The sequence below is a fragment of the uncultured Lactobacillus sp. genome (assembly GCF_947367085.1).
Classification (GTDB): Bacteria; Bacillota; Bacilli; order Lactobacillales; family Lactobacillaceae; genus Lactobacillus.
In genome coordinates this window covers 17,508-34,988 of record NZ_CANBCP010000015.1, presented here as the reverse complement: position 1 = coordinate 34,988, position 17,481 = coordinate 17,508, and the positions used below count along the sequence as shown (strand labels likewise).

At 35.3% G+C, this 17,481-nt stretch carries 15 protein-coding genes; 14 read left to right on the top strand and 1 reads right to left on the bottom strand.

Features of this window, described 5'->3' with window-relative positions; all coding sequences use genetic code 11:
- The first annotated feature begins 145 nt into the window (after positions 1–145).
- The 3 genes from recA to Q0Y70_RS04180 all read left to right on the top strand — a co-directional run bounded on the left by recA (position 146) and on the right by Q0Y70_RS04180 (position 4,257).
- Positions 146–1,243, top strand: coding sequence for a recombinase RecA (gene recA, locus Q0Y70_RS04190; RefSeq protein ID WP_297817113.1), 1,098 nt, complete (start codon positions 146–148; stop codon positions 1,241–1,243).
- 128 nt (positions 1,244–1,371) lie between these two features.
- Positions 1,372–3,012 (top strand): ribonuclease Y, encoded by a 1,641-nt coding sequence (gene rny, locus Q0Y70_RS04185; protein WP_297817110.1) that lies wholly within the window; start codon positions 1,372–1,374, stop codon positions 3,010–3,012.
- A 111-nt stretch (positions 3,013–3,123) separates the two neighbouring features.
- Entirely contained in the window at positions 3,124–4,257 is a 1,134-nt protein-coding gene (locus Q0Y70_RS04180) for a glycosyltransferase family 4 protein (RefSeq protein ID WP_297817106.1), read from the top strand.
- A 21-nt stretch (positions 4,258–4,278) separates the two neighbouring features.
- On the opposite strand, the gene Q0Y70_RS04175 is transcribed toward Q0Y70_RS04180, so the two are convergent.
- On the bottom strand, positions 4,279–4,944 hold the full coding sequence (locus Q0Y70_RS04175; RefSeq protein WP_297817104.1) for a YigZ family protein: 666 nt from the start codon (positions 4,942–4,944) through the stop codon (positions 4,279–4,281).
- A gap of 42 nt (positions 4,945–4,986) precedes the next feature.
- Here Q0Y70_RS04175 and Q0Y70_RS04170 point away from each other — a divergent pair, with 42 nt between their 5' ends.
- From Q0Y70_RS04170 to glgB, 11 genes are all read left to right on the top strand, one after another.
- On the top strand, positions 4,987–6,255 hold the full coding sequence (locus Q0Y70_RS04170; RefSeq protein ID WP_297817101.1) for a DEAD/DEAH box helicase: 1,269 nt from the start codon (positions 4,987–4,989) through the stop codon (positions 6,253–6,255).
- Complete coding sequence (locus tag Q0Y70_RS04165; RefSeq protein WP_297817098.1) at positions 6,252–6,932, top strand: ComF family protein; 681 nt, start codon at positions 6,252–6,254, stop codon at positions 6,930–6,932. Before Q0Y70_RS04170 ends, Q0Y70_RS04165 begins: the two co-directional genes overlap by 4 nt.
- A gap of 84 nt (positions 6,933–7,016) precedes the next feature.
- Positions 7,017–7,562 (top strand): ribosome hibernation-promoting factor, HPF/YfiA family, encoded by a 546-nt coding sequence (raiA, locus tag Q0Y70_RS04160; RefSeq protein WP_297817095.1) that lies wholly within the window; start codon positions 7,017–7,019, stop codon positions 7,560–7,562.
- Between the two features lie 143 nt (positions 7,563–7,705).
- Positions 7,706–10,105: a preprotein translocase subunit SecA gene (gene secA, locus Q0Y70_RS04155; RefSeq protein ID WP_297817092.1), complete on the top strand. Its 2,400-nt coding sequence runs from the start codon at positions 7,706–7,708 to the stop codon at positions 10,103–10,105.
- Between the two features lie 48 nt (positions 10,106–10,153).
- A protein-coding gene (prfB, locus tag Q0Y70_RS04150) for a peptide chain release factor 2 (RefSeq protein ID WP_297817089.1) occupies positions 10,154–11,270 on the top strand; the annotation gives its coding sequence in 2 pieces (ribosomal slippage) (positions 10,154–10,207 and positions 10,209–11,270; 1,116 coding nt in all).
- A gap of 10 nt (positions 11,271–11,280) precedes the next feature.
- Positions 11,281–11,508: a hypothetical protein gene (locus Q0Y70_RS04145; protein WP_297817086.1), complete on the top strand. Its 228-nt coding sequence runs from the start codon at positions 11,281–11,283 to the stop codon at positions 11,506–11,508.
- Positions 11,509–11,517: 9 nt separating this feature from the next.
- The gene (hprK, locus tag Q0Y70_RS04140) at positions 11,518–12,468 is read left to right on the top strand and encodes an HPr(Ser) kinase/phosphatase (protein WP_297817083.1); all 951 of its coding nucleotides are present in this window, start codon (positions 11,518–11,520) and stop codon (positions 12,466–12,468) included.
- A complete protein-coding gene (gene lgt, locus Q0Y70_RS04135) occupies positions 12,468–13,304 on the top strand; it encodes a prolipoprotein diacylglyceryl transferase (protein ID WP_297817080.1) in 837 nt (278 codons plus the stop codon). The genes hprK and lgt overlap by 1 nt, the downstream gene beginning before the upstream one ends.
- Positions 13,305–13,347: 43 nt before the next feature.
- On the top strand, positions 13,348–14,367 hold the full coding sequence (locus Q0Y70_RS04130; protein ID WP_297817077.1) for an NAD(P)H-dependent glycerol-3-phosphate dehydrogenase: 1,020 nt from the start codon (positions 13,348–13,350) through the stop codon (positions 14,365–14,367).
- A 75-nt stretch (positions 14,368–14,442) separates the two neighbouring features.
- Entirely contained in the window at positions 14,443–15,378 is a 936-nt protein-coding gene (gene trxB / locus Q0Y70_RS04125; protein WP_297817074.1) for a thioredoxin-disulfide reductase, read from the top strand.
- A 181-nt stretch (positions 15,379–15,559) separates the two neighbouring features.
- The gene (gene glgB / locus Q0Y70_RS04120; protein ID WP_297817071.1) at positions 15,560–17,461 is read left to right on the top strand and encodes a 1,4-alpha-glucan branching protein GlgB; all 1,902 of its coding nucleotides are present in this window, start codon (positions 15,560–15,562) and stop codon (positions 17,459–17,461) included.
- Positions 17,462–17,481 lie beyond the last annotated feature (20 nt).

Genomic DNA, 17,481 nt, shown 5'->3' with positions numbered 1-17,481 from the left:
TTAAATCCATGCAACAGCAAGGAAATGCATATGAGTTGAGTTCTAATTTGTATAATAAATATATCTTTTAAAACATTTGTTCGCTTATTTCTTGATTTTTTAAGGAATTAACAAGTATAATTAAACATTATAAGGAGGACCAATTTTGGCTAAAGATGAAAAAAAAGCAGCCTTAGATGCTGCCCTCAAGAAAATCGAAAAGAACTTTGGTAAAGGTGCAGTTATGCGAATGGGGGAAAAAGTTGATACCCAGATTTCAACTGTACCAACTGGGTCATTGGCATTAGACGCAGCGCTTGGCGTAGGGGGATATCCTCGCGGAAGAATTGTAGAAGTTTATGGACCAGAAAGTTCAGGTAAGACTACGGTGGCATTGCATGCAGTAGCAGAAGTCCAAAAACGTGGTGGGACAGCAGCCTACATCGATGCAGAAAACGCAATGGATCCAGCTTATGCTGAAGCATTAGGTGTTGATATTGATTCTTTAATTCTTTCTCAACCTAATACTGGTGAAGAAGGATTACAGATTGCTGATACTTTAATTTCAAGTGGTGCAATTGATATTCTTGTTGTCGATTCTGTTGCAGCTTTAGTACCAAGAGCTGAAATTGAAGGTGAGATGGGAGATTCTCACGTAGGATTACAGGCTCGTTTGATGAGTCAAGCGTTACGTAAGCTTTCAGGTAATATTTCTAAAACTAAAACGATTGCTATTTTTATTAATCAAATCCGTGAAAAAGTCGGGGTTATGTTTGGAAATCCTGAAACTACGCCTGGCGGTCGTGCCTTGAAGTTTTATTCTACAATCAGATTAGAAGTTCGTCGTGCTGAACAGATTAAGCAAGGTAGTGACGTAATTGGTAACCGCGTTAAGTTAAAGGTTGTCAAGAATAAGGTTGCGCCTCCATTTAAAGTTGCTGAAGTTGATATCATGTATGGTCATGGAATTTCTCAAACAGGTGAATTAATTGACATGGCTGCAGATAAAGACATTATTAATAAAGCTGGTTCTTGGTATTCATATGGGGATGATCGTATTGGTCAAGGACGCGAGAATGCTAAGCAATACTTACAAGATCATCCGGACGTTTATGACGAAGTTATGGGTAAAGTTCGAGCTGCTTACGGTATAGATGCTGAATCAATTCAAGATCGTGAAGATCCTGAAAAAGTTAAAGAATCAATGAAAAAAGATTCCAAAGATGATGTGAGTAACAGCAAAAAAGAAGACGATAAAAAATAGTGAAGAAATTAATTTAGACCTTGGTTTTTAAGACCAAGGTCTTTTTGCAGTTGGATTGACTTTACTGCTTTCGACTTTTATTATTAATATGTGTGAAATAATTCTGATTTAAAAAGGCGATAGTAAATATGATAAATACAACAAGTATAGTTTTAATTTCTGCAGCTATCGCTATTGTTTCTATCCTAATTGGTGGTGCAGCTGGATATGGCCTACGTAAACATAAGTGGGAGAAGAAAGCTGCAAATGCACAACATGATGCAGATCATATCCTGGATCAAGCAAATGAAAAACTCGCGGCTATAAATGCTGAAGTTGAAAAGCGAAAGCTCCAGGCACAGAGTATAAAAAAAGAAGCTCAAGATGCTAAAAAAGAAAAGATTCTTGAGGCACAAGAAGAAATTCATCAATACCGTGAACGTGTTGATAATGAATTAAATCAGCGGCGTCAAGAAGTTTCTAAACAAGAAAATAGACTTCTGCAACGTGAAGATGCAATTGATCATAAGGATAATTTATTAGATCAAAAAGACGCAAAAATCACACAAAAGGAAAATCAAGTTAAGCAGTTAGAAGCTCAAGTTCAAGAAAAACAAAAACATGCTGATGAATTAATCGAGCAAAGAGAACAAAAGCTGTTTGAAGTGGCAAAATTAGAGCCTGAACAAGCTAAAAAGATTGTTTTGGATAATTTATCCGACCAATTAGTATCTGAGCGTGCAGAGCTTATTCGTGAAAGTAATGAAGAAGTTCAAGCCAAGGCTGATCATTTTGCTCGTAAGGTGATTGTTGAAGCTATTCAAAGTAGTGCTGCCGATACTGTTTCTGAAAAGACAGTTTCAGTTGTAAATCTTCCTAACGATGATATGAAAGGAAGAATTATTGGCCGTGAAGGTCGAAATATTCGCTCTTTTGAAGCATTAACAGGAATAGATTTAATAATTGATGACACACCAGATGTTGTTGTTCTAAGTGGCTTTGATCCAATTAGACGTGAAATAGCCAAAAGGGCTTTGGAGCGTTTGGTTAAAGATGGGCGTATTCATCCTGCTCGTATTGAAGAGATGGTTGACAAAGCTCGTAAAGAAGTAAATGCCGATATCTATGAAGCCGGTGAAAATGCACTTATGGAATTAGGTATTCATAAGATGCACCCTGAACTTGTTAAGATTTTGGGACGGCTGAAGTATAGAACTTCTTACGGTCAAAATGTCTTGGCTCACTCGATTGAAGTAGGAAAATTAACCGGAGTGATGGCTGCCGAACTTGGATTAGATGAAAAAATAGCGGTACGCGCGGGATTATTACACGATATTGGAAAATCCATCGATCATGAGATCGAGGGTTCTCACGTAGAAATTGGTGTTGAATTAGCCCGTAAATATCATGAACCAGATTTGGTTATTAATGCGATTGCGGCACATCATGGAGATGTACCAAAATTATCATTTATTGCTGAATTGGTGGTAGCTGCTGATACAATATCTTCAGCTAGACCGGGGGCAAGAAGTGAATCTCTTGAAAATTACATTAGAAGACTTGAACAATTAGAAACAATTGCTAAAAGTCACCAAGGCGTTTGTCAAGCTTATGCTATTCAAGCGGGACGTGAAATTAGAGTAATGGTTGAACCAGATAAAATCTCTGATGATAGAACTGTTATTTTAGCAAGAGATATCAAAAATCAAATTGAAGATGATATGGAATATCCTGGTAATATTAAAGTTACAGTTATTCGAGAAAAACGGGCAGTTGCAATTGCCAAATAAAAAAACCAAGTTAATGCTTGGTTTTTTTTATTATTTCTTTAACATTGTCAGTTGTTTTAAGCTTTCTCAATTTGTATAATTAAAATCAGAAGTTTAAGAAAGTAGCTTTTTATGTTTCAGAATATAGTTAAAATATTTTTACTTATTATAATTTCTGCAGCAATCACACCGTTTATACGAAAGTTAGCTTTCGTTTTAGGTGCTGTGGATAATCCGAATGCAAGACGGGTTAATAAAAAGCCAATGCCTACAATTGGAGGATTGGGCATCTTTGTAGCTTTTAATATTGGAGAATTTGTTTTACTGCGTAATGAGTTTCCAACTCATGAGCTATTTTCCATATTATTGGCTTCGAGTGTAATTATCTTAACGGGACTAATTGACGATATTTTAGAATTAAAGCCTCGCCAAAAAATGTTAGGGATATTTATTGCCTCACTGGTAATTTATTTCTTGGCTGGCATTAAAATGAATGAAATATCTTTACCTTGGTTAGGAGATATTCAGCTTGGCTGGTGGAGTTTGCCAATTACCGTATTTTGGATCTTAGCTTTAACTAATGCCGTAAATTTAATTGATGGGTTAGATGGACTAGCTACTGGGGTTTCAATGATTTCCTTGACAACTATGGGAATCGTTGGTTTCTTTTTCTTACATACTTGGCAGCATTATGTTCCGATTATGTGTATTATGCTGGCAGCTTGTTTATTAGGCTTTTTGCCTTATAATTTCCATCCGGCAAAGATCTTTTTAGGTGATACGGGTGCTTTATACATTGGTTTTATGATCTCGGTATTATCACTAAAAGGCTTGAAGAATGTAACTTTCATTTCATTGTTAGTGCCAATTATCATTTTGGGAGTACCAATTACAGATACTATTTATGCGATGATTCGTCGCAAACTAAATAAAAAGCCAATTTCTCAAGCTGATAAGCACCACTTGCACCACCAATTGATGAAAATGGGATTAACTCATCGTCAAACTGTGTTGGCGATTTATGGTTTATCGTTAATTTTTTCATTTGTATCATTACTCTTTATTGCGGCTCCTAGCTGGGGAATTTGGCCATTGATTGTTGGCTTAATGTTTGCACTTGAATTATTTGTGGAAACAATTGGACTACTGGGTGAGCACTATAAACCTTTACTGCATTTCTTGCAGAAGATGATCAACAAGATGATGAGAGCAGATCCAGAAGTTAAAACACACCATTTAAGTGATGAAAAACAAGATAAAAAATAAAAGACGCTGTGGGCGTCTTTTTTATTGCTCGTGATAATTGTTTGCGATGATGGGAATTTCGTTGTATCGCTTTTGTCCTGCTGTAAAAGTAACATTATTAGATAGAATCTCGATAATTTCGTTTTTAAAATCTCCGATCTTATCTAAGTCAAGAAAGACGTCTATTTTGACATTGGTAGCAAATTCCCGATTTGAAACAAAAACTTGTTTTTGCTCCAAATAATGATTTATCCGATCTAAATTAGCATAGGCTATTTCAACTGAAATTTCTTGCTGTAGGCATTTACGTACGACGCCTATTTCTTGAGCTGCATGAGTTACACTATTTGAATAGGCACGAATTAAGCCGCCTGCTCCTAATTTTATTCCACCAAAATATCGAGTTACAACTGCAGTTACATTTTTTAAATTCATCAGTTGTAGAGCTTTTAACTCAGGAATGCCGGCTGTGCCAGAAGGTTCTCCATTGTCACTTGCTTTGACGTGTTCATCATTTTGCCCAATTGTATAGGCATAAGTGTTATGTGTTGCGTCATGATATTTTTTACTGATTGTTTCAATAAATTCTTGAGCTTGATGCTCATTTTCATTTCTTGCTAAATTACAGATGAATTTACTTTTTTTGATAACTAGTTGGCTTTCGCCGTTTTGCTTAATTGTTAAATAATCATTTTTATTAGTTGACAAAAATAAAGCCTCTTTTCGTGTAATAAATAATGAGGTGATTAAATGAGTAAAATGTATGGTCGACAATGTCTAGCTGATCAGATAAACAATAACATAAACAGTGATTTTGAAAAAGTCCCAGCGATGAAAAACGGGATTTGTCAGCGGTGTAATCAATTTTCGAATTTCTTTTTGCCTAATCAAGAAAGATATTGTAGAAATTGTATTGGTCTAGGCAGGATATGTGAAAAGGATTATTTATATCGTAATCTAAATGCCAAGCATTATAAACCGTTAATTGATGGTGGTTTAACTTGGCAAGGAAAATTAACTCAAGCTCAAGAAAGGGTTTCAAACGAATTGATTGAGTCTTTTAATAAACATAAAGATCATCTAGTTCACGCAGTAACTGGAGCTGGCAAAACTGAAATGCTGTTTGGTGTCATTAAGACTTGTTTATCAGCAGGAAAAACAGCAGCAATTGCAACACCAAGAATTGATGTGGTGGATGAATTATATCCACGTTTTTGTGAGGCTTTTTCTAGGGTGAAGATTGGAAAATATCATGGTCGGGAATTTCATGAGCCAGATGATGAACAATTTATTATTTGTACTACTCATCAGTTGCTAAAGTTTTATCAAGCTTTTGATTTACTAGTGATTGATGAGGTTGATTCCTTTCCATTTCATAATGATCCAGTTTTGCATTTTGGAGCAAAACAAGCAGTTAAAATGCAGGGAAGTTGCTTTTATCTTACTGCCACTCCTGATGAAAAACTATTGAAAAAGGCAAAACAGCATGAGATCGGATATTCATTATTGAATCGACGTTTTCATGGAGGATTATTGCCTATTCCTAAAAATCAACTATATCTGCGCCCATTTTTTAAGAAAAATAAGCTGCATCCTAAGTTAGTTAAGCAAATAAAAAAGATTATCGATAATAAAAAGCCCTTATTGATTTTTGTTCCTCGAATTGCTCAACTTCCTACATATCATCAAATATTTGAAAATACTTTTCCAAAACTAAAAATCGCCAGTGTTCATGCTGCAGATAAAGATAGACAAAACAAAGTACGGCAATTTAGAAATCAAGAGCTGGATATTTTGCTAACTACAACGATTTTGGAAAGAGGAGTTACTTTTAAAAGTGTGCAAGTTATTGTGCTAGCGGCAGATGATGAGATCTATAATACACCGAGTCTAATTCAAATTGCAGGTCGTGTAGGACGAAATAAAGATGATCGAACAGGGCTGGTTTTATTTTGTTATCACCACTATACGAAAAGTTTGAGACAGGCAAATTACCAAATTAGGAAAATGAATCGATGAATAAATGTCTACTTTGTCAAAGTTATTTTAAAGTTCAACTCCATTATAAAAGTCTATTTTTTAGTTTGAAAAATGAAGAGTATCCTGTATGTAAAAGCTGTTTCAATAAGTTTGAGAAAATAGCTGGTGTAACTTGCATCAATTGTAATAAGGCTTTAGAAGCAAATTTTTCTTCCAACTTATGTTTAGATTGTCAGAGATGGCAAAGAATTTATTCTGAGGATTTATTAAAAAATAAAGCACTTTATCACTATAATGATGCATTTCACGACCTGATGGTTAACTATAAGCGCTACGGTGATTTTGTATTACATTCAGTATTAAGTTATCTAGTAAAAAAACTTCCTCCAGCTGATTTTTATGTCCCAATACCTAGCTCTCCTAGTCATTTTCAAAAAAGAAAATTTGATACAATTAGTGAAATTTATGGTGACTTGGTGAAATTGACGCCTAGTTTAATTAAAGATGATTCTGAAAAAGCGCAAGGACAAAAAAATAAGGAAGAAAGATTAGCCAGTAAACAAACTTTTAGGGCTATAAAAAAATATAATCTGTCTGGCCGGGTTTTACTCTTAGATGATATTTATACTACTGGCAGAACCCTGTATCATGCACGTGACGCACTAAAGCAAAGCTACCCTAATTTAAAAATCACTAGTTTTACAATTGCTAGATAAATAAATAGGCAAAGCGCTTCCATATTTGCTATACTATAAGTGTAAAGAAAACGTCAAAAGACGTTTGAAAGGAGAGAATCAATAATGTTAAAATACAACGTTCGTGGAGAAAATATTGAAGTTACCGACTCATTAAGAGACTATGTTCAAAAGAGATTAGAAAAGCTAGAAAAGTACTTTGAAATTGAATCAGACGTTATTGCTCATGTAAATATGAGAGTTTATCCTGATCATTCAGCAAAGGTTGAAGTTACTATTCCTCTTCCATACTTGGTTCTTCGTGCAGAAGATACGACAGACGATATGTACAAGAGTATTGACTTTGTTTCTGAAAAATTAGAGCGTCAAATTAGAAAGTACAAGACTAGAATCAATCGTAAGAGTCGTGAAAAAGGCTTAAAGGACTTCTTCTATGAAAATGTTGAAGAAGAAGAACAAACTCCAAAACAATTTAACATTGTTCGTAACAAGCACTTGGATTTAAAGCCAATGAATGCTGAAGAAGCAGTTTTGCAAATGGATCTATTAGGTCACGATTTCTTTATCTTTGAAGATGCAGACACTAACGGCACAAGCATTGTATATCGTAGAAATGATGGTAGTTACGGCTTAATCGAAACTAACGAATAATTGCTTAATTTATATAAATACCCTTAAGTTTGGCTTAAGGGTATTTTTTGTGGATAAGTGGGTTTCTCATTTTCCAGAAAAATGTTAAAATTACTTAGTATCTTTAGATTTGTGCACAAAATTTACACTTAAGGACCGATTTAATGGCAAACATTCTAAGAAAACTTTACGATAGCGATAAACGTGAATTAAAGAAATTTGAAAGACTTGCAGATAAAGTTGAAGCTTTAGCAAGTGAATATGAAAAATTATCAGATGAAGATCTTCAAGCAAAAACACCTGAATTTCGTGAAAGAATTAAAAATGGTGAAAGTTTAGATGATCTTTTACCTGAAGCCTTTGCTACAGCACGTGAAGGTGCTAAAAGAGTTTTGGGTTTATATCCATTCCGTGTTCAAATAATTGGGGGTATTGCGCTTCACTTCGGTAATATCGCCGAAATGATGACTGGTGAAGGTAAGACTTTGACTGCTACTATGCCAGTTTATTTGAATGCCTTGACTGGTAAGGGAGTTCATGTTGTAACTGTTAACGAATACCTTTCATCTCGTGATGAAAGTGAAATGGGACAATTATACAAATGGCTCGGACTCTCAGTTGGTTTAAACTTGAACTCAATGTCTGCAGATGAAAAGCGTGAAGCCTATAATTGCGATGTTACTTATTCAACGAACTCGGAATTAGGTTTTGACTATTTACGTGATAACATGGTGGTTTATAAGGAACAAATGGTTCAAAGACCACTTAATTACGCAATCATTGATGAGGTTGACTCAATTTTAATTGATGAAGCCAGAACTCCATTGATTATTTCAGGTCAAGCTCAACAGGCAAACAGTGAATATATTCGTGCCGATCGCTTTGTTAAGACTTTGGTTGAAGATAAAAGCGATGATGATGTTGACGATGATGAAGATCATGGTGACTACAAGATTGATTGGCCAACTAAGACAATTAATTTGACTAATCAGGGTATTGAGAAGGCATGTAAGCATTTTGGTTTAAAGAACCTTTACGATATTGATAATCAAGTTTTAGTTCACCACATTGATCAATCTCTACGCGCTAACTATATCATGCTCAAAGATATTGACTATGTAGTTCAAAATGGCGAAGTTATGATTGTTGACTCCTTTACCGGACGTGTAATGGAAGGTCGTCGTTATTCAGATGGACTTCACCAAGCTATTGAAGCTAAGGAAGGCGTAAAGATTCAAGAAGAATCTAAGACCCAGGCAACAATTACTTACCAGAACTTCTTTAGAATGTATAAGAAGCTTTCAGGTATGACTGGTACTGCTAAAACTGAAGAAGAGGAATTCCGTGAAATTTACAACATGCAAGTTATCACAATTCCAACTAACAGACCAATTGCTAGAAAAGATATGCCTGATATCTTATATCCAACTTTAGATTCTAAATTTGAAGCAGTAGTTGATGAAATTAAGAAACGTCATGCTAAAGGTCAACCCGTTTTGGTAGGTACAGTTGCAATTGAAAGTTCTGAACGTTTGAGTAAGATGCTTGATGCTGCAGGTATTCCTCATGCTGTTTTGAATGCTAAAAACCATGCTAAAGAAGCTGAAATCATCATGAATGCTGGTCAGCGTGGAGCAGTGACTATTGCTACTAACATGGCTGGTCGTGGTACTGATATTAAGCTTGGGCCTGGTGTTAAGGAATTGGGCGGTTTAGCAGTTATTGGTACTGAAAGACATGAATCTCGCCGTATTGATAACCAGCTTCGTGGTCGTTCTGGTCGACAAGGTGATCCAGGTTATACCCGTTTTTATCTTTCTCTTGAAGATGATTTGATGAAACGTTTTGGTTCAGATCGGGTTAAGGCATTTTTGGATAGAGTTTCCGACAATGATGATGATAAAGTCATCGAAAGTAGAATGATCACCAAGCAAGTTGAATCGGCTCAAAAACGTGTTGAAGGTAACAACTACGATACTCGTAAGCAGACTTTGCAATACGATGATGTTATGAGAACTCAACGTGAAATAATCTATGGCGAAAGAATGCAAGTTATTAATGAAGATAAATCATTAAAGAAGGTTCTGATGCCAATGATCAAGCGCACAATCTCACACCAAGTTGATATGTATACCCAAGGTGATAAGAAAGATTGGCGTAATGACCAATTACGTGACTTTATAGCTTCAAGTATTACAGATGAAGAAACTGCTAAAAAGATCGACTTGAAGAATTTGACAGCTGAAGAATTAAAGCAAAAGCTTTACGATTTAGCTGAAGAAAACTATAAAGAAAAAGAAGAACAACTCGCTGATCCAGCACAAATGCTAGAGTTTGAAAAAGTTGTTATCTTGCGTGTCGTAGATGATCGCTGGACTGATCATATTGATGCCATGGATCAACTACGTCAATCGATTAGTTTACGTGGATATGGTCAATTGAACCCACTTGTTGAATATCAAGAAGCTGGTTATAGAATGTTTGAAGAAATGATCAGCAACATTGAATTTGACGCTACTCGCTTATTTATGAAAGCACAAATTAGACAAAATCTTAGTCGTTAAGTATAAAAGAGGAGGCGTGAGTCTCCTCTTTTATTTTAGGAGGAAATTATGGAAGTTAGTGAAATTCAAAATCAATTACAAACTCTATCTGAAAAACTAAATCATTTTAGGAGGTCTCTTTGACTTCGATTCGTTAAATGAAAGTATTGCAATTAATGAATCGAAAATGGCAGAACCTAACTTTTGGGATGATCAAGAAAATGCACAAAATTTGATTAATCAAACTAATCAAATGAAGGAAAAAAGTGAAAAATTCAAAAAATTGAGCAGTGATTTTGAAGATGCTGAAGTTGCACTTGATCTTTTAAAAGCTGATCCTGACAAAGATTTACAAGAGGAATTGAGTCAGCAAATGTCAGAGCTAAATACTAGTTTTCATGAATATGAATTAAATTTATTGCTATCTGATACATATGATCAGCATAATGCTTTGATGGAAATTCATCCAGGAGCCGGTGGAACAGAAGCCATGGACTGGGCTGATATGCTTTTGAGAATGTATCAAAGATATTGTGAAAGTCATGGATTAAAATTTGAAATTGAAGACTATGAGCCTGGTGATGAGGCAGGAGTAAAGAGCGTAAGTATTAGAATTCAAGGCAATAACGCGTTTGGATTACTTAAATCTGAAAACGGTGTGCATCGCTTAGTGCGTATTTCGCCTTTTGATTCAGCTAAAAGAAGACATACCTCTTTTGCCTCGGTTGAAGTTATTCCAGAAATTGACCAAAGTATTAAAATTGATATTAACCCTGATGACTTAAGAATTGATGTTTACCGCTCTAGTGGAGCGGGTGGTCAGCATATTAATAAGACTTCAAGTGCCGTACGTATTACGCACTTGCCAACTGGAATTGTCACAGCTTCACAAGCCCAGCGTTCTCAATTACAAAACAGAGAAACGGCAATGAATATGTTAAGAGCTAAATTGTTTCAATTAGAAGAAGAAAAAAAGCGTAAGCAAACACAAGCTCTAAAAGGAAATCAAATGGATATTGGCTTTGGTTCACAAATTAGATCATATGTCTTTCATCCATATAATATGGTTAAAGACCATCGTACAAATTTTGAAACTAGTGATGTTAATGGCGTGATGGATGGTAAGATCGATGACTTTATCTATGCTTATTTACAGTGGAAGTTAAGTCAAAGTAATCCTAATTAAGGAGTAAATAATGAGCTTTTTAGTGATTTTTTTGTTAGTAATGACGATTTTAATAGTACTGGCAATTGCTTTAGTATTGATAAAGTTTTTGTTTGCTCTGATTCCGCTTGCATTATTGGTTGCTCTTATCATCTGGTTAATTTATTATTTTAATAAACCAACTAATAAAAGAAATAATTCAAGAAAGCATAAAAAAAGAAAACCGAAAAATGTGTCGGTTAAAGATATGGATGAATAGAGGTTTATTATGACAGATGCGGTAACAGTTGAAGAATTAGTAAAAAATAATCCAACTTTAAAGGTTGTTGAAGGAGATAAATATTTAAAAGACCATACCATTGCTGTTTCAGATATTTCTAGACCTGGCTTAGAGTTAACTGGTTACTTTGATTTCTATCCTCAAGAAAGAATTCAACTTTTAGGTAGAACAGAAATCTCATATGCAGCACATTTGGATCATGATTTGCGGTTAAAAGTTTTTAGTAAGATGGCCACAAAACAGACACCTTGTTTTGTAATTTCAAGAGATCTGCCAATTCCAGATGAATTACTTCAAGCAGCAGCTAATGCGAACATCCCTGTACTTCATAGTTCAATGGCTACTACTCATTTATCTAGTGTATTAACCCAGTATTTAGATGAAAAATTGGCCCCACGTAAGAGTATTCACGGCGTATTAGTCGAAATCTATGGAATGGGTGTCTTAATTGTTGGAAACTCAGGGGTGGGTAAGTCAGAAACTGCGCTTGATTTAGTTAAGAGAGGTCATCGTCTAATTGCAGATGATCGAGTAGATGTTTACCAAAAGGATGAAAAGACAGTTGTAGGAGAAGCCCCAAAGATCTTGAAACACTTAATGGAGATTAGAGGGATTGGAATTATCGATATTATGAATTTGTTTGGTGCAGGTTCTGTTAAAGATAGTACCGAGATCCAATTGATTACACGTCTTGAAAATTGGGATCCTAATAGCAATTACGATAGACTGGGTTTTAATGAACAAACACAAGAGATTTTTGGTGTGCCAGTTCCTCAAGTGACTCTTCCAGTAAAAGTTGGTCGTAACTTAGCAATCATCATCGAAGTAGCTGCAATGAACTTTAGAGCTAAAAAGATGGGTTATGATGCTAGTCAAAAATTTGAAGAGAATTTAACAGAGCTTATTTCTGACAATTCTCAAAAGGAGGAAAAGCATTAATGTGGATTGCACTTAATCCGGTTGCATTTCAAATTGGATCTTTATCAGTGAGATGGTATGGCATTTTAATGGCTACTGGAGTTGTTGTGGCCACCTTAATGGCAATCTCTGAAGGTAAAAAACGTCATATCATGCCAGATGATTTTATTGATTTTTTGCTCTGGGCTGTTCCGATAGGATTTATCTGTGCCAGAATTTATTATGTGATTTTTGAATGGGGCTATTTTTCTCAACATCCAGACCAGATTATTGCAATCTGGAATGGGGGAATTGCAATATATGGTGGTTTAATTGGCGGTATCATTGTCTTGATTATCTTTTGTCATATCCGAATGCTGCCAATTTGGTTGATGCTTGATATTATTGCACCAGGGGTAATGGCTGCTCAAGTAATTGCTCGTTGGGGTAATTTTATGAATCAGGAAGCACATGGCGCAAGAACGACTTTAGCATTTTTGCAGCATTTACATTTGCCTGAATTCATAATTCAACAGATGTACATAAATGGGCATTATTATCGACCGACATATTTGTATGAATCTTTCTTTAACTTAATCGGGTTAATCATTATTTTATGTTTACGCCACAAAAAGCATTTATTTAAACGTGGAGAAATCTTTTTAAGTTACGTAATCTGGTATTCATGTGTTCGTTTCTTTGTAGAAGGTATGCGGACGGACAGTTTATATATTGCAAATACAATTAGGGTTTCCCAAGCGTTGAGTCTGGTATTATTTTTTGCAGCAATCATTGTATGGATTTATCGACGTAATGTTGTACATCCAAAATGGTATTTAGCTGGCAGCGGATTAAAATACCCGTATAATAGAGATTGAGAGAAAATTTTAGATATTTTGGATAGAAAGTTTAGGTTTTAAAATGACAAAAATAGCAGTTTTAGGAAATGGTTCATGGGGTTCTGTATTAGGCTCTATGCTCGCAGATAATGGCAATGATGTTGTCTTGTATGGAAATATTGAGAAAGTTAATCAAGAAATAAATGAACATCATACCAACACCCACTACATGAAAAATTGGCAATTAAATCCTAACGTACCAGCTACTGGTGATTTAAAACAAGCTTTAACCGGCGCAGATATTGTTTTATTTGTGTTACCAACAAAGGCTGTTAGAATTGTTGCAAAAAATGTAAGACAAGTTTTAGATGAAATTAAGACTGAACCACTTTTAGTTACTGCTACTAAAGGGATTGAGCCCGGCAGTAAGAAATTGATTTCTGATATTTTAACTGAAGAGATCTATCCTAATGATAGTGATAAAATAGTTGCAATTTCTGGACCAAGCCATGCAGAAAATGTAGCCCAAAAAGATTTAACTGCGATTACATGTGCTTCAACTAACCAAGCAAATGCTGAGGTAGTTCAAAAGCTATTTTCTAATAATTATGTACGTTTTTACACTAATTCCGACCTAGTTGGTGTTGAAGTAGGTGGAGCTGTTAAGAACGTAATAGCAATCGCTGCAGGTATCTTAGTTGGTAAGAAATATGGCGATGATGCTAAGGCGGCTTTAATGACAAGAGGGTTAGCTGAGATTACTCGTTTGGGTGTGCAATATTTTGGTGCAGACCCAATGACTTTTAGTGGTTTATCTGGTATTGGTGACTTGATTGTTACTTGTACGTCTGTAAATTCAAGAAATTGGCGTGCCGGAAAGCAAATTGGTGAAGGTAAAACTTTGGAATATGTCTTGGAAAATATGGGTCAAGTTGTTGAAGGGGCTACTACTGTAAAAGCTGTCCATGAGCTAGCTCAAGAAAAGCAAATCGACATGCCAATTAACGAAGCTGTTTACCGCGTTTTATATGAAAATGCTGATGTTGATAAAGAAATTGAAGCAATGATGGGTAGAAGTCCAAAACCTGAAATTCGACTTTAAGCAAAATCCTTGTAATTATTTTTTCCTCATAGTAAAATAATTCTTACAAATAGTAAGAGAAACTGAGGCGAGAAAATGTCAACAGATTATGATGTAATTATTATCGGTGCAGGACCAGCTGGTCTTACGGCTGCTTTATATGCAGCTCGTGCAAATTTAAGTGTACTGATGCTTGATCGTGGTATATATGGCGGTCAAATGAATAATACTGATGCAATTGATAATTATCCAGGTTTTACGGAGATCAAAGGACCGCAGCTGGGTGAAAAAATGTATCAATCAGCTATGAAGTTTAAACCGGAATTTAAGTATGGCGATGTTAAAGCTGTTAGAGTTGAAGAAGATAAAAAAATCGTTGTCACAGATAGTGGTGAATATTCAGCTAAAGCTGTAATTATTGGAACCGGTGCGGATCATAAAAAACTCAATATTCCTGGCGAAGAAGAATATGCAGGAAAAGGAGTTTCTTACTGTGCGGTATGTGATGCGGCATTTTTTAAAGATGAAGATGTTGCAGTAATTGGTGGTGGTGATTCAGCTGTTGAAGAAGGTATCTATTTAGCTCAATTAGCAAAATCAGTTACGATTATTCACCGCCGTGATAAGTTACGTGCGCAGCCTATTTTACAAAAACGCGCCTTTGCTAATGATAAAATCAAATTTATTTGGAATGCCCAGATAGAGTCAATCGATGGCGATGAAAATAAAGTTCAATCAGTAACTTACAAAGATAAAACTAATGGCGAAGTGAAAAAGCTTAAAGTTGCTGGTGTCTTTATCTACGTAGGAGTAGTTCCTCAAACTGCAGCCTTTAAAGATTTAGGTATTTTGGATGAATTTGGCTGGATCCCTACTGATGAAAAGATGCATACCAAAGTGGCCGGTATTTTTGCAATGGGGGATGTAAGATCAAAAGATCTTCGTCAAATCGCAAATGCAGTGGGTGACGGAAGTATTGCAGGCCAAGAAGCATATAACTATATTCAGTCACTTAACGATTCTAATTTATAAAAAAATTTAATATATACATATCAGAACAAGGTTTATTTAAAAATCTTGTTCTTTTTTTACGTAAATTTTAGTTAACTTTTTTGTAGACGGAAGTAATGAAAGGGATTACAATTGTATTAAGAAAGTGCCTATGTATAGATACCAATTGCACTTTTAGCATATCTTCTTGGGAGGAGAAAATATGAAAAAGGAGACAGAAACACAGAAATATGAGGACTTTGCTCAGGGTCAAGAGCTATATTTGCAAGATTTGTTAGGATGTCATAAAGAAAACAAAAATTATGCTTTTAGAGTTTGGGCTCCGAATGCCCAAAAAGTTTGGCTAGTTGGTGATTTTAACCAATGGGGTAAAAGTTTACCAATGACTAAAAACAATTTTGGAATCTGGAGTGTTGAAACCAATCTGCCGCAAGAAGGTCAATTTTATAAATACTTGATCAAATTAAATAATGGAAAAGAGATTATGAAAATTGATCCGATGGCAGTTCAATTTGAATCACGTCCAGCCGACGCTGCTGTAGTTACTACACTTGCTAATAAAAGGTGGAAAGATGGTAGCTGGATAGGGAGAAATAAACGTGCGAATTTATTTGCCCGACCAATTAACATCTATGAAGTACATCCCAGTTCTTGGAAGAAACATGAAGATGGGACTGCCTATAATCTTAAAGATTTCAAAGATGAGTTAATTCCTTATGTTAAAAAACATGGTTTTAACTATATTGAGTTCATGCCTTTAACTGCTCATCCTCTAGATGCCTCTTGGGGTTATCAAACAACTGGATATTTTGCACTTGAAGCTAGCTATGGAACTCCAGAGCAATTACAGGATTTTGTAGAAAAATGCCATCAAGAAAATATTGGGGTGATTATGGATTGGGTTCCAGGCCATTTTTGTATTAATGAAGACGCACTTGCATATTATGATGGGACACCTTGTTATGAATATGCTGAAAAATGGCGTGCTCAAAATAAAGGTTGGGGTGCCCTTAATTTTGATTTGGGTAAGCCTCAAGTTCAGTCATTCTTGCTGTCAAGTGCCTTGTTTTGGTTAGAATATTATCACATTGATGGTTTAAGAGTAGATGCAGTTTCTAACATGCTATATCGAGATTATGATCGAAGACCAAATGAATGGAAGCCAGATAAATATGGCGGCAATCGTAATTTGGAAGGGATCGAATTCTTGCATCAGCTTAATCGAATAGTAAAAGGCAAGCATCCCGAAAGCTTAATGATTGCTGAGGAAAGTTCTGCACAAGTTAAAATAACTGGACGAATCGAAAATGGTGGTTTAGGTTTTGACTTTAAGTGGAATATGGGGTGGATGAATGATATTCTTCGCTTTTATGAGATGGACCCACTTTTTAGAAAATATAATTATAATTTAGCTACTTTTTCTTTTATGTATCGCATGAGTGAAAATTTTATCTTGCCTTTATCACATGATGAGGTTGTTCATGGAAAACGCAGCTTAATGAATAAAATGTTTGGCAAACGAGACATGCAATTTGATCAGTTGCGTAATTTAGTAACGCTGCAGATGACATATCCTGGCAAGAAATTATTATTTATGGGTAGTGAATTCGGGCAGTATCTTGAATGGCGGTATAATGATGCACTTGACTGGGCTGAATTAAATGATCCGCTTAATAAAAAGATGCAACATTTTGATGAGGTTTTGAATAATCTTTATCTTAATGAACCAGCTTTATGGCAATTAGAACAAGAGCAAGATTCAGTCAGAATTATTGATGCAGATAATAAGGATGAATCAGTACTTTCATTTATCAGACAGGGTAAGATACGTCATGATTTTCTAATCATTGTATTAAACTTTACCCCAGTAGAACGTAAAAAATTTACAGTTGGAGTCCCTTATCCCGGCAAATATAAAGAAGTTCTAAATAGTGCAAGAATTGAATTTGGTGGGACGTGGGATAAAAAAAACCAAGAAATGAGTACTAATGATAAAGCTTTTAAGGATTTTCCACATCAAATTGAATTTGATTTACCAGGCTTTAGTGCAATGATCATCAAGCCTGTCGATGTTCATATTGCGAGACGAAGAAGAAAAAAGTAAGAAAGTATATAGAAAGAGTA

What these genes read in the sequence shown, in the direction of transcription:
- lgt (WP_297817080.1), top strand. Translation starts at nt 12,468, where the DNA reads ATGTGGATTGCACTTAATCCGGTTGCATTTCAAATTGGATCTTTATCA.
- glgB (WP_297817071.1), top strand. Translation starts at nt 15,560, where the DNA reads ATGAAAAAGGAGACAGAAACACAGAAATATGAGGACTTTGCTCAGGGT.
- Q0Y70_RS04145 (WP_297817086.1), top strand. Translation starts at nt 11,281, where the DNA reads ATGAGCTTTTTAGTGATTTTTTTGTTAGTAATGACGATTTTAATAGTA.
- Q0Y70_RS04170 (WP_297817101.1), top strand. Translation starts at nt 4,987, where the DNA reads ATGAGTAAAATGTATGGTCGACAATGTCTAGCTGATCAGATAAACAAT.
- Q0Y70_RS04165 (WP_297817098.1), top strand. Translation starts at nt 6,252, where the DNA reads ATGAATAAATGTCTACTTTGTCAAAGTTATTTTAAAGTTCAACTCCAT.
- raiA (WP_297817095.1), top strand. Translation starts at nt 7,017, where the DNA reads ATGTTAAAATACAACGTTCGTGGAGAAAATATTGAAGTTACCGACTCA.
- hprK (WP_297817083.1), top strand. Translation starts at nt 11,518, where the DNA reads ATGACAGATGCGGTAACAGTTGAAGAATTAGTAAAAAATAATCCAACT.
- Q0Y70_RS04180 (WP_297817106.1), top strand. Translation starts at nt 3,124, where the DNA reads ATGTTTCAGAATATAGTTAAAATATTTTTACTTATTATAATTTCTGCA.
- rny (WP_297817110.1), top strand. Translation starts at nt 1,372, where the DNA reads ATGATAAATACAACAAGTATAGTTTTAATTTCTGCAGCTATCGCTATT.
- Q0Y70_RS04130 (WP_297817077.1), top strand. Translation starts at nt 13,348, where the DNA reads ATGACAAAAATAGCAGTTTTAGGAAATGGTTCATGGGGTTCTGTATTA.
- secA (WP_297817092.1), top strand. Translation starts at nt 7,706, where the DNA reads ATGGCAAACATTCTAAGAAAACTTTACGATAGCGATAAACGTGAATTA.
- trxB (WP_297817074.1), top strand. Translation starts at nt 14,443, where the DNA reads ATGTCAACAGATTATGATGTAATTATTATCGGTGCAGGACCAGCTGGT.